Source organism: Clostridium sp. UBA3061, from assembly GCF_002367465.1.
Lineage (GTDB): Bacteria > Bacillota > Clostridia > Clostridiales > Clostridiaceae > Clostridium_J > Clostridium_J sulfidigenes.
Genome location: NZ_DFCF01000004.1, coordinates 1 through 14,116, shown reverse-complemented (window position 1 = coordinate 14,116; position 14,116 = coordinate 1). Strand labels below are relative to the sequence as shown.

General features: G+C 27.5%; 8 protein-coding genes and 1 pseudogene. All 9 read right to left on the bottom strand.

Annotated features, from left to right (window positions below):
• Window positions 1–456: pseudogene (locus tag B2P65_RS03095) on the bottom strand (hypothetical protein); the annotation flags it as partial.
• A 1-nt stretch (window position 457) separates the two neighbouring features.
• Window positions 458–2,479 carry a class I SAM-dependent DNA methyltransferase gene (locus B2P65_RS03090; protein WP_346879581.1) on the bottom strand — a complete coding sequence of 674 codons (2,022 nt, stop codon included), beginning with the start codon at window positions 2,477–2,479 and terminating at the stop codon, window positions 458–460.
• A 30-nt stretch (window positions 2,480–2,509) separates the two neighbouring features.
• On the bottom strand, window positions 2,510–3,556 hold the full coding sequence (locus B2P65_RS03085; RefSeq protein WP_346879580.1) for a hypothetical protein: 1,047 nt from the start codon (window positions 3,554–3,556) through the stop codon (window positions 2,510–2,512).
• A 408-nt stretch (window positions 3,557–3,964) separates the two neighbouring features.
• Window positions 3,965–6,157 carry a CHAT domain-containing protein gene (locus tag B2P65_RS03080; protein ID WP_346879579.1) on the bottom strand — a complete coding sequence of 731 codons (2,193 nt, stop codon included), beginning with the start codon at window positions 6,155–6,157 and terminating at the stop codon, window positions 3,965–3,967.
• Between the two features lie 363 nt (window positions 6,158–6,520).
• Complete coding sequence (locus B2P65_RS03075) at window positions 6,521–8,911, bottom strand: hypothetical protein (RefSeq protein WP_346879578.1); 2,391 nt, start codon at window positions 8,909–8,911, stop codon at window positions 6,521–6,523.
• Between the two features lie 28 nt (window positions 8,912–8,939).
• On the bottom strand, window positions 8,940–9,191 hold the full coding sequence (locus tag B2P65_RS03070) for a hypothetical protein (protein WP_346879577.1): 252 nt from the start codon (window positions 9,189–9,191) through the stop codon (window positions 8,940–8,942).
• Window positions 9,192–9,247: 56 nt separating this feature from the next.
• Window positions 9,248–9,547 (bottom strand): hypothetical protein, encoded by a 300-nt coding sequence (locus B2P65_RS03065; protein WP_346879576.1) that lies wholly within the window; start codon window positions 9,545–9,547, stop codon window positions 9,248–9,250.
• Between the two features lie 261 nt (window positions 9,548–9,808).
• Window positions 9,809–13,030: a DEAD/DEAH box helicase gene (locus B2P65_RS03060; protein ID WP_346879575.1), complete on the bottom strand. Its 3,222-nt coding sequence runs from the start codon at window positions 13,028–13,030 to the stop codon at window positions 9,809–9,811.
• Window positions 13,031–13,042: 12 nt separating this feature from the next.
• A complete protein-coding gene (locus B2P65_RS03055; protein ID WP_346879574.1) occupies window positions 13,043–14,056 on the bottom strand; it encodes a sigma-70 family RNA polymerase sigma factor in 1,014 nt (337 codons plus the stop codon).
• Window positions 14,057–14,116 lie beyond the last annotated feature (60 nt).

Below are 14,116 nucleotides of genomic sequence, written 5' to 3'. Positions count from 1 at the left end.
ATCTACTTTTTGACGCTTACTCTTTAAATACATACATCTAAGCATATAATTTATAAAGAATGGATCAAAATTGTATTTAACCTCTATCTTTGTTATAAAATTGGAGTATACTGCTTGTAAATCTTTATTTACTACAATTGCATTACCAACTAAACAAGTTTCACCACCACCTGATTTTTCTATTAATATACTTCCTTTTTTTACTCTTATTTGATTGTACTTAGCTTTTGGAACGTTTCTAACTGTAGGTACTATATTTTTTAATATACCTTTTTCTTTTATGAACTCAGATACTCTTATACATCCTACATCATTTCCATTGTCTTTAGGTTCTTCTCCCCAAAATCCTCCTATATTACTATCTATACAATACTTAAGTTTCTTAACCTCCCACTCCTCCGGTATCTCCCCAATCCACTGTACTCCACTGTCTTTATATTTCTTGTATCTTTTCATGTTACTCAAAGACCTCCTGAAGCATTTTAGATATCTCCTCTTCAAGGGCTTTAGCCTTGTTTATATACTCTTCATAGCTGCCTTCATTTTCATACTTATAAAATAATTTAGTGAAGGGAATTTCCGCTCCTATTTTAGTTTTGCTCTCATCTATTAGAGCATCTTTTACATGGGGTTTTACTTCTCTTTCAAAGTACTCATAAATATCTTCTTTAAAAGGTACTATCTCCGTGTCTCTAAGGTCTGGATCTACTTCAACGTTACCCTTTTTATCATAATATTTATCCGCTGTTTCATCTTTTTCAGAAAGCCCCATCCATATAGACTTTAAAAGTCCTGTTTTAACTTCTGGCACATCTTTAAATATATTCTTAATATGTTTTATAAACTCATCTCTATTTTTATAAACCACATCACTTATGTTTTCTTTTAGGATATTTATAATCATTTCTTGAAGTTCTTTTCCCTTTTCAAATTCTTCTATGGCTTTTTTATCCTTTGCAGTTTTCTTTACTTTTTCAACTAACTCATTGTAGTTATCTTCATCATAAAGCTTGCTAAAGGCACTTTGAGAAGTCATGTTTTCAATTCTAGGGTGATTTATCAAGAAGTTACGAGAAAAAGGTCTTTCTATAGTTATTTGTCTATATAAGAAGTCCTCATTGTCTAGTATTTTACATATATCACTATTTTTAAATTCATCATATATTTCCGTTAATTTTACTATATCCTCAGGAGTTATCTCATTTCTCTTATCTCCTAGGCCTTTTCTAAGTCTCTTGCCAAAACCTGAGGCATCAAGGAGCTGAACTTTACCTTTTCTCTTTTTCTCTTTTTCCTTAGCAATTATAAATATATAAGTAGCAATTCCTGTGTTATAAAACATTTGAGTGGGCAAGGCTATTATTCCTTCTAGCAAGTCTTCTTCAATGAGCCACCTACGAATATTGCTCTCACCACTTTCAGCTTTACCACTAAATAAAGGTGAACCATTATGTATTATAGCCCCTCTTCCATCTTCCTCTAGTTTTGATATCATATGTTGGGTAAATAGTAATGCTCCATCACTTTTACCTGGAAGCCCTGCTCCAAATCTACCGTTAAATCCAAGGGTTAAATGCTCTTCATTTATGGTCTTAAAATCATCATTCCAAGTTACTCCAAAAGGGGGATTCATAAGGGCATATTTTACCTTGGTATCCTTTAATCCATCCTTTGTAAGAGTATTCCCTAGGACTATATTTTTAGATTCTTGACCTTTTATTAGCATATCCGCCTTACATATGGCATAGGACTCATCATTTATTTCTTGTCCAAAGACTTCTATCTTGGTATCACTATTTAAAGATTTTATGTATTCACTTGCAACAGCTAACATGCCACCAGTTCCCGTTGTGCCATCATAAACCGTTACTATTTTTCCATCCTGTGATAAATCCTCTGCATCTTCTTTAAGAAGAATATTTACCATAAGCTTTATAACTTCCCTTGGAGTGTAGTGATCACCAGCCTCTGCATTTTCTGAGAACTTTCTTATAAGCTCTTCAAATATATATCCCATTTCAGAGTTTGAAACACTTTCAGGATGTAAATCTATTTGAGAAAACTCTTTAATAACATTGTATAAACGGTCTTTTTCATCCATATAATCTATTTCTACATCAAAATGTAATTTTTCTATTATATCTCTTACCTCTGAAGAGAAACCTTGTAAATAAGCCTTAAAGTTTGACTTTATTAAATCTGGCTCCCCAAGGATTTTACTTAAATTTAATTCACTTTTATTGTGGAACTTATAACCTGACTTCAAGTTCAAAATTTTCTCTATCTCAGTGCTTTTAGCACTCTTAAGTACCTCATCTTTTGTTTTTTCTAATACGCATTCAAACCTTCTTATAATGCACATCGGTATAATGACATCCTTGTATTTTTCTGGCTTGTATGGTCCTCTTAATTTATTTGCTATCTTCCATATAAAATTAACTTTATCACTTATATTTACATTAGTATTAAACTCATTCATTTATGCTGCTCCCTCTAGGTCTTTTATATTTTAGTTCAAATAATATCTTACAACTTTAGTTGAACCTTTTCCACTTGCTGTATCTTTAATTATTTCATATTTATATTCATTAATTTTCACCATAGCATTACATACCGATGGAATCCTATCTTTAAGCTTCATAGCCTTATGGATTTCTCCTGATGAAATTTCAAACTCCAACGTTCCATTCTCTTCAGCTTTTTCCAATAAGTTTAGAATATAATTAGTAATTTCTTCCTTTAACTCTAAAAACTTTTCTTTTCTATTTATATGATTAATACATTTTTCTTTTTTATTAGGCTGTATAACCTGCCTATTTTTTATTTTATAACGATTAGCAAACTTACGTATTCTTTGCAATTCTTCCTCTTTGTAGTTATTAGCGTTGTCTAACATGTATCCAATTTGCCAAAAGTACATATCTATCAATTTCATTGATGGATATTGTACTCCATCTTTTTCAAATAAAACTCTACATGCTTCAAATTCACTTTGAAAATCATAATAAAAATTCACTAACTCTTTTAAAGACTCCTCACATAAAGAAGTATTTTTAAATCCATACATTTTTATTACATTTACAAAATAACTATCGTAAGCTGGTACTATTCCGTAAACTCCTAATAATATTTTAGAAGTTAACGTATCAGTTACTGAAACCATAGTTTTTTCACCATTAATATCTTTAATGTTATCAACATACACTTTTCTAGTATCTTTGATAAGTTCATCTATACCATTAATGTCTTCTATATTTATGGTGGTTTCCTTTAGCAATGAGTAATATTTATTATATTTATCATTCATTGCTATATTTTTAATAAAATACTCATGTATTCTATAATCCTTTTGTAATAAGAATGTACTCCCTCTCATCATTCCCCAGCTTGCTAAATAAAAAGCCAACATTAAACATGAATAGTCAAACAGACTTTCATCTTCTAAATTCCCTTTATGCTTAATGAAAAAATTATTACAGTGCTCCCAAGACTTAAACCTATGATGTTTATCAATTACAGATAATGTATGATATTTAGATAAAATCTCATATATCAATACGTTCTCCCCCAATCATTATAAAGTTTGTTATATTTACTTTACCTACAACAACCTCTGTTAATCATCATATTTTCATTATACAACACATTTACGTTCAATAAGAAGATTTTAAAACACGTTTATATTTTTATTGTTATTCTTTACAAAGCTGAATCTACTATTTAACTGAAAATAAAAATATAAATAGCAAAACAAATTGTGTTCATAATTTGTTTACGTACCACGGGAGGTGATTCCATAAAATAGATAACACTAAGTATTCATTGTATGGTTGCTACTGTTAAGAAGCAACTTTGAAATTTAACTCTATATTATTCGATCTAAAATCATTAGAGTACAAATATTATATATAATCATACTAAATGGCAATATTGGAGTTAATAAATGTAAAATAAATAATATAAATTATTCATAAAGACATGGGGAAGCCCAATATATGAACTTACTCCAATCATAATCTCTATTATTTACAGACTTTACTATTTGAAGATCATTACTTAAACTACTAAGCTTCTCATAGATTTGTTTTTTCCCTAAGCGCATATTTTTTTGTGCCATCATTAGCGATACTGAAATTGAATTTCCTTCAAAAAAGTGAGTAAGTATTAATGATCCTAGTACTGCAGATGCAAAACTATCAACTGACCAAAAGTGTCCTATAACTGATTGAACTCTTGTCGTTAATCCAGCTGCTAACCCTGAAAATCCCATTGAATTAAATCTTATTGGAGCTATACCACTTTCACAGGCATTAAGAACAAGCAACCTTCTTTTGCTTAAGTTTGGCATTAAATCTGATAGTTCAGTTAAAGTAATAAAACTATCTTTTTCTATATATAAACGTGAACGTAATGGATTATCAGAATCAAAACTTGCATGGCACATAATCCAAATAAGATCATAAGTTGTATCCTTATACTTCTCAATAAAAAGTTCTTTCTTACATTCTTTATTTGAAAAGGAATCAAACTCAATATTTTTATTAATAAATAAGCATCCTATAGCTTCAGATTCTAAGTATGCATCAAACAGATTCATATCTGGATCACACCAAATTAAAGCTTTATTTATTTTAATACTTTTTTCTAATCCATCATCAATAAAATATGACATATCTATTTCCGAATGCTGTTGTATAAGGGAGACTAATGGAGTATTTAAATTTGTTAATTCGAAGAATCTTACTCTATTTATATTATCAAGCTTTTTAATTTCTTCAGCAATTTCACTTGGTAGAAAAAATTGATCTAAGGCCTGATAATAATCTACTTCTTTTAAACAATCCGGTATATCCCTAGTTGTAGTTAATATTGGAAAATTATCTTTATTACTTTCCAAAACAACATTCCATTTTTGCTCAAACTCATTCTTATACTTTATAAATTCACTAATACTAATTTTTCTATTAAATTTAAAATGGTAGGTATTTTTATCGAAGTGGATAATATAGTGTACCTCATAATCTTTTAAATTTGGAATAGCCAATAATACCGCTTCATGTTCGTTAACTTGTACTTCATCACTAGAAGATGTTATCCAAATATATGCACATTCAAATGCAAAAGCATAATCCTTCTCTTGTATTGCCTTACTAATTGGTAATAATATAAATTCGCTTAGTCTTTGCTTTTGTAAATCTCTAATATGCTTTTTTGTTTCTATGTTCAAACTAAAAATATAATCCAATAAATAACTTTTTATTAAATTCTTATCTAAATTTTTTTTACCTAATTGAGCTACTATTGCTAAGTAGTTTTTTTTCTGAGGAAATTTATCAATAGATTTAATGCTTAATCCTCTTTCTGCCCATTCATTTGTATTTTCACCCATTTTTTTACCGAAGTTACTCATGAGTGTTTCTGCTATCTCTATAGCTAAGAGTTCATCTTTTTTTATTTCAATATGGAACTGGGTTTTTAGAATATCACAAAGATCCTTTGCGAGTTTTTCATCATTTACTGTACAAGTAGATAATAATGATGCGTAATAGCAATAAAAGATTATGTCTTCTTTACTAGCATTAATTCCCCGAATTGCTAAATCCTTTACCTCTTTGTAAAGAAAATTACATTGACTAAATTGAAAACCTAAATGTCTCATTACATAAAATTCTAATGCAGCAAATTTTAAAATAATTTCTCTAGCGCCAATAATCTTATACTCTACAGTCTGATTCCATTCACTTATAGGATATTTGTCACAAAATGACTGGTTTCCAAAACATATTAAAGATTTTTCTAGATAATTTAAAGCTTCTCCTGGTATTCCTAACATGATCAAAAGCTCAGCGTTACAAACATTATTAAACATATATTCAATTTTAATTTCTAATCTATGTTTTTTATTGATTCTTACCTCATTTATAAACCTTAGTTGAATGTTAGTTAATAAATCAATAATTTCTAACCCTATATCATAATCACTAGTTTTAATGCTAGATACAAATTCATTTACAAGCACATGCAGACTGTGAACGTACTCAAAAGTGTGTTTTTTGCAAAGCAAATTGCAAAATATAATACATAACTGTGCAGTTTTATTATCATAATTTTTATATTGGGCTATTAGCCTACATAGTTTATCAAGTTGTTCTATCATTACAATTTCTCCTTATTCTAAGTTAGTACACCTTAATTGTACTACAAATCTTTATTTTTCCTCTAATATTTCATTTAATTCTATTCACGATATAAACTAAAACTGCTCCTACTAAATCACTAAACTAACAAAAAAGATAACAAACCTTTATCACAAAAATTTTACTATCTTTTTCTCTTTTGTGGTTGTCCATGTATACTACTCACACTAGTTATCCTAAATAAATGTAACTATAAAGTAATATCATAATTTAATAGATTTCGACACTTTTTAAATAGAATTATTTTAACCTTTGAACTTTATATTATTGGTCTATAAGGTATATATCTTACATGATATTTTTCTACTCAGGTATTAGAGCTATCAATATAATAATTTTTGTAATTTTTTAATTATCTGGTCCTGCTTAAAGCTTGGAAAAGGTGTAGTGCTACATTCATTTGCCATATTAACAAGATTATCCAAATAAGATACTATTGAGAGACTACTTGCATTCAAGATTTCTTTGACTTTCATTTTAAACACTACTGATATTTCAAAGTTTTCCAATAAATAATTATAGTTTTCCTTATCCAAATTAAGAATAAGGAATTCAAATATTCCTTTACCTAAATATATATCTTTTCTAAGAAGATTAATAAAGTCATTTTCACTAACAGAGAATGAATGATTTATAAAGAACAGTCTAAAATCATTTTTCTCATATATACTCTCTGGTAAAGCAGATTCTAAAACTTCTTCATAGAAACTATATTGGTGTATGAAAAAAAATTCTTCTTTCAATACGTTTGGTGTTTGAAGGATTTCTTCTAAAAAGCCAACCCTCCAATCAATACACTCATTTCCATTTAAGTCATCTAAACTTAATTCAGAGAATCCTGGATTGAAATACCCATAGTCATGAAAAATAAATTTCAACTTCAAATATTTTGCATAACTTAAATAAGGATCATAATTGCATCTTTTCAATATATTTTCTGAAATATTACTATTAAGATGATTTAAGGTCCATGTTATTAATTCTGTGAAAATTTCATCATCTATATTACTATTGCTTATTAATGAACAAATATAATCAATATTTTCTTTAGATTTAATATTTTCACTATCATAATAATTAAGGATAATTTTTCTTAAAAAAAGAATATCTTTTGAATATGGATTACTTCCAGTATAAAACATAATGTAAATTATCAAAGCTACCGTATATTTGTATTCCAATTTAGTTGTAAGAATTTCTATATACTTCTTGTTTTCTACGCTGTATTCTAAATCGCACATATAATGAAATATTTGTTCTTGCATGGAAATACTAACTTTTCTATTTTCTTGTGTGTTATTGTATGAATTAAACAAATACAGAGACCTATCACTCTTTAATTCACCTTGAAATTCCTTACATTTTTCCAATAGTCTATTTAAATATACTTTGTATTTATTTAAAACTCTCTTTTCATCCCTTGAAAATTTTTGCACTTCAATAATATTATTATATCTTTCAAGTAATTTTTCCGTAGTACTTCTATTAATCATGTAATGATTCAATTTGGTTAACTCTGTATACATTGTTATATTATTCCATATAATTTCTGGAACATCATAAAAAGAGGTTTCTTCAAAATAACTAATTCTTAAATGACCATTTCTTATGAAAGTAGAATTAATTTCATTTATAATTTTTTGCTCGTCACCTAAGCAAAAGATAAATATTTGATTTAACAAAACCGAATTTTGCAATTCATAAAAGTATAGGAGAGTTTTAAAATCTAATTCAATTTGATCTATTTGAATATACTTCCATAAATCATTAAAAAATACTATCAAATCATAACATCTAAAGCGATATCCATCTATTACTTTTTTACTAATTTTATTTCCACTTTCTATAACGTTTTTATGTTCCATTTGAATATCAATAAATGCATTGATAGAATTCTTAATAATTTCTTGTAACATCTCAGCTTTTTCTTCTGATTTGACAGTATTTATATCACTTTTAAGTGCTCTAAAAAAGTAATGATCTCTTTTTTTGTATGAATATAAAAATAAATCTTGGTACCTTTCAAGAATGTCACTTTTTATCATATGGTCTAGTATAAAATCTTTACTTTCTTGAATGTGAAAAAAATATTTCATTGCATGCAAACTTTTTGTAAAAAGAATAATATACAGTATAAAAATAGAAAATATACTTACTTCCCAAAAAGATACAACGAAATTTTTCATCACACTTAAATTTATATGTGTAATTTTACTCAAGTGTAATAAGAGTTCTTTGTTTAACTTTATAATTGGATATAATGAACCAACTGACAATAACAATTTAAAAGTATTTGATCCAAAAAATTTATAACCTATGTTTTCTGTTAGTATTGTCTTTGTTTTGCTTTTCCCCCAACACTTGTCCCTTTCCGTTTGCGAAGCATACCCAATGGCAAATTGAATAAATGTATAAAATATCCCATACAATGTGAGTAAGCTGATTACCAGATTTATATTGTTATCTTCTTTTCCTAGATTAATGAAATGAAATCTTTCTTGTAATGTAACTAGAATAATGAACAAAGAGGTAACTAACGCCATATGTAAAATTTCACTAACATAATTCAACTTACTTATCCGACTATTCTTCAACTTAAACACAATTCTGAACTTAAGTTCATTATAGATTGCATGTAGTATGATTTTGTATACTATGTACACAGTGATTAATATAGAAAAGATTTTTACGTTATTAACAAATATGCTTTTCATTGCCACTTCTCCTTAAATATCCTCTAACTTATTGACCGAGTGCGAATAGAAGAGAGACTGTATAAATATCCTTCACAGCTTCATCTCTATTTATTTCTGTCCAAAGCTTAGTTGCCTTACTTAGATCTCTTTTACCTGGTGCTGTGATTTTAAATGGAATTGCTGGTACGTTAGGATTTCTCTTTTGAAGATAACAAACTAATTTATAAGGAATCCATCCATATATGATAGTTTGATTAGCTCTTATGTACTTATACCAGGAGTCATTAATTTCTATCATCTTGTTATCAACATCTATTTTATATATAGCCCTCTCATCTTCTTTAGTTAGCCCGGCTATAAACTTATTTCTCTTATTATCATTCTACATACAAGTTTTCTAAAGGATATGTACTTATTTCCTTTAATTATCTCTTCATAGATTCCAAAGAACCAAAATATTTTATAACTACTACTTAATTTGTCTTCCAATATTTGTGCAAAACTATTTAAGTCTACACTACCATCATAGGGTAATGGAATAGCACAATAAGGACTTGTAATAATTGATGATGTAATATCCTTAGCTTCAATTTGATTTTCCTCTACGTCTTCTATTAATGAGTTAGTTTCATTTATAATATCCTTGTTACTCATGCTCCATCTCTTCCCTAAGGCTTTTTTATTTCTTATATTTCAAAGATTCATTAACCCATACACCAATATATTTCACGTTACACCTCTATTTTACCACCTCTACCTCCTTCTCTCAATAAATCTATACCATATTCAACAAATATTTCCTTTGATTAATATATAACTACACAAAAAAAAAGTAGAATTCTAAATTCTACTGCTTTTTCTATATACTTTCTCTTTGTTATATTAAGTAAAATATCCCCTTGTATTATCTCTCAATTAATTATCTAAGTTTAATAATTTTCCTGTTTTTTTCTCATAGTTTTTTATAACCTTTTCTGGGATCAATCCTAAAAAATAATCTTCTATAAGCTCCCAAATCCTTTCATTTGTGAAACCACCTTCAAATATATAAGTTAACATTTGTACTGAAATTTCATGTCTTTCACCTACAATTTCTAGTAATCTATTTTTATACCTACTAGGTTTATCAATTATTTCTTTCAAGGTTTTGGTTTGGTTAACATATACATATATTTGACTATTTTTACCTCCTAGTGCTTTAAAAACTAATATATCTAGAGTTTCAAGGATACCAAGTATAAGTAAAGTTTCCTTAAATCCTTTATTAGTACCATCATCTATTAGATAAAGAACTCCTTTATTAGTATTTTTAACAACATTATTAAACACACCTTCTATCCATCTAAAGAATACTATTGACCCTCTATCAAATTTATAGTTATCTTCTCCGCTCCTCAATTCTTTTCTAATTAATACTTTACCTTGAGTACTTTTACTAAAATCTCTTTGATATACAGTCATCGCTGAAATCATTGTTTCAACTATGCTCTTTGCCTTATATATATTCATTTTCATTAATTTCATTAATTGATTTACTAAACCATCTTCACCATCTACAGAATAAAATTTTTCTTCCCTTATTGATTTATTTATAATAGTCTTAATAGCGTTAATATATTCATTATATCTTTGTATATAGTTATCATGGAACTCTATATTTATACTAAGTGAAGGCTTTATGTCATCTTTATATTTAAATTGAAACTCCTTATTTTTGCTATAAAGCATATATTTAAATTTAGGAAATGAGTCCCTTTCATTAAAGCCCTGCTCCCAAATCTTTTTAAGGTTTACAGAACATATATGCATAGATTCGTCTACTTCTTGTAATACAATACCATAATCACTGTTTATTTTCTTTTGAGTTATAGGTTCAATTTTAAAGAATCCTACCTCAAATAATGGAATTGGTCTTACATGAAATGGTGAAAATGAAAATCTTCTTTCAAAGTCTTTTTGTATAAGTAGCATAGCTGTTTTAACCTTATTTATTCCGTCATCTTCGCTAAAGAAGGGATTTTCAAATATATGTGCAAAGCTCTCTGCATCCACTAACATTTCATGACGCTTCTTAGTTAACCTTTTAGAGTTTTCATTTTTTATATTTAATTTATATAATTCATAAACCTTACGAATAACTTCAATTAATTGATAATCTTTTACTACAGATACACCATGTAATCTATTTATATGTTTAAAGTCGCTTTTCATATAATTATACACAGCTTCACCTTTTAAAGTAGGTCTTCTTGCAGCTCGTCCAATTTCTTGAACGTAATCACATACATTACCTGTTGGTGAGAAGTGTGCTACTATTTCTATATCATCTATATCTATACCCATACCAAATGCTTTAGTTGCAATCATTATTGGAGCTTCTTTATTTAAAAACTTCTGATAATTTTCTTCTTTTTCATAAGCTCCTAACTGACCATGGTATACAGAAATGTACTCTTTAAAATTCTTAATTACACAATGTTCATAAAACCTTCTAATTAGAGCTACTGTAGGAAAATATATAAGCATTTTTTTATCCATCAATAATGCATAGTCTATTCTTTCAATTAATTGATTAAATTTATCAAGTTCATATTCATTAGTTACTCTAACAGGATTAATTTCAATATTTATATCATCCCTTTTTATGAATCCTAAATAGGTTATAGGATCAATCATTTTTAAGCTCTGAATAGTTTCCTCATACATATTTTCAAGTCCACCATAAATTGCTGTTGCTGTAAAAGTACAAATTACAAAAGACATGTGTTTTTTCTCCATTTGGGACTTTTTAATCTTATTTAGATGATCTCCTAAATACCAATAGTCCGGTCTAAATTGTTTACCCCAGGTTGTAACTATATGGGCTTCATCTACTATAAGTAGCCCTAATGTTCTATCTCCTATAATTTGTTCTAAATCACTTTTACTTAATAACGATTCTGGAGATAAATATAGTATATGGCACTTTTCATCTGCTATATCATTAATAATTTCTTGTTTTTCTATAGGGGATATATCCGAGTTCATTGTTCTTACATATTTATAACCACGTTTCTCTAAATTCATCACCTGGTCTTTCATTAAGCCTATTAATGGTGATATTACTATGGTAAATAGTTTTTTCTCTCCACTAGCAAGGTAAATAGCTGGTATTTGGAACATTACAGATTTTCCTGCCCCTGTGGGAGCTGTAACAAATATATCTCTAAAATCACGATTATTAATGCACTTTTCTGCTTCCTCTACGATACTAGTAATAATATGGCTTTGGGATACTTCTTCCACTATCTTTTCATCATTATTTAAATCATTAATATTATATATTTTCATAGTTCTAAAGTTATCGTAACCCCAATATTCCTTTAATATATCCTTAAATTCTTGTCTTACAATTTTTTGTTGCTCTACATCTGATATTATTCCAATATTTATATTAATTCTATCCTGCCATATGAATTTTAATATATCAATTTTTTCACTTATAAGAATCTTGCTTAAACTTGTATTCTTTTCTAATATATATATGTCACTTAGATTCTCTTTTAGTATCTTATCTATTAAATTAATATAATCCTCTTCATCAATTACTTCATAACATAAATTAGATCTTTCAATGTGAACCTTTTCAATTGTACTGTTAGCTTTTTCATATAACTGTACCTTTACTTCTTTCTCATAAGATATAATATTATTATAGGAAATATAGTAACTATTATTGATACTCTTTATATTTCCATATATTGAAGTTAGCTCTGACATATCTCCTATTTCATATTTACTTCCTTCTTTGTCATCATCATAGTGATTAACTAATCCATTTAATTGTTCTTCTGACAGTATTATGTTTAAAGGATAGTAATTAATAAACATATTATTATTTATAATTATTATCTTATTGTATTGCATTAAAATTAAATCATATAATGCTAAGTATTCATCATATGTAATAATATTTCTACCACATTGTAACAATTTCAAATAGTAAGAAAACTTATCCTTTAATATCTCAGTCATATCTATAGTAATATTTTCATCAATTATTTCAATATCAATTCCCTTTAAAACAATTATAATTTTGCTTTTTTCTTCAAGATAATCTCCTATTTTATTTTTTATATATACCTTAGCATTAATCATTATAATTCACTCCTAAATAAAATCTCTTAATTGTTTTGATCTAGATGGATGTCTTAGTTTTCTTAATGCTTTAGCTTCTATTTGCCTTATACGTTCCCTTGTAACTTTAAACTCTTTACCTACTTCTTCTAAAGTTTTAGGGGTACCTCCATCAAGACCAAATCTTAGGTTAATCACTTTTTCTTCTCTCTCTGATATTGTATTTAAGACATTCCTTATAGTTTCTTTTAATTGCACATACTCTACCTGTTCTTCTACAGTAGGCGTATGATAATCTTCTATAAAATATTCTAACTCTGAGTCCTCTTTTTCGCCTATTAAAACATTAAGAGATGAAACTGAAAGTATATTTTCTCTTATATTAATCAGTTCCTCAAATTTTTCCCTAGTCATTCCTTGATCTCTTAACAAATTATATATTTCTTCTTTTGATGAACATTGAGAATTTAATATAATAGCTCTATTTAAACTATTAACTTGTTCAAATAAATGTACTGGTATTCTTACTGTAAACCCGTAATCGGCAATACCTCTTAATATTACTTGAGTTATCCACCATGTAGCATAAGTTGTAAGCTTAAAGTTTTTATTATTTTCAAATCTTTTAACTCCTTGTATAAAACCCATTACCCCAAATTGAAACAGATCATCATCATCCAGCTTATGTTTATATCTATTACTATATTTTCTAACTTTACTCCATATTAGCTTACTATTTTTCTCAATTAAATAATCTAATGCTAATTTATAACCTTGTTGATATAGCACACATAATTGTTCATTAGAAAGGCTTGAAACACTTTTCTTGACCTCTCTAGAATCAACTGAGTTTGTTACTTCCTTTTTACGTTTTAATTTAGTATTTTCATAGTCTATCTCTATCTTTTCTTCTATAAGTACATTTATAATTTCATATTGTATTGTTTTTTCAAATTTTGAAAATAAGTTATTAAAGTCATCTTCTCCTAGCTTTCCATTATCATTTAAATATGGTTGAATTCTTTTTAGTACATATTGCTTATTCATTTTATTCACCTCAACATAGGCAACTAGTAAATCTATAACTGTAGATTGTCAACTACTTTT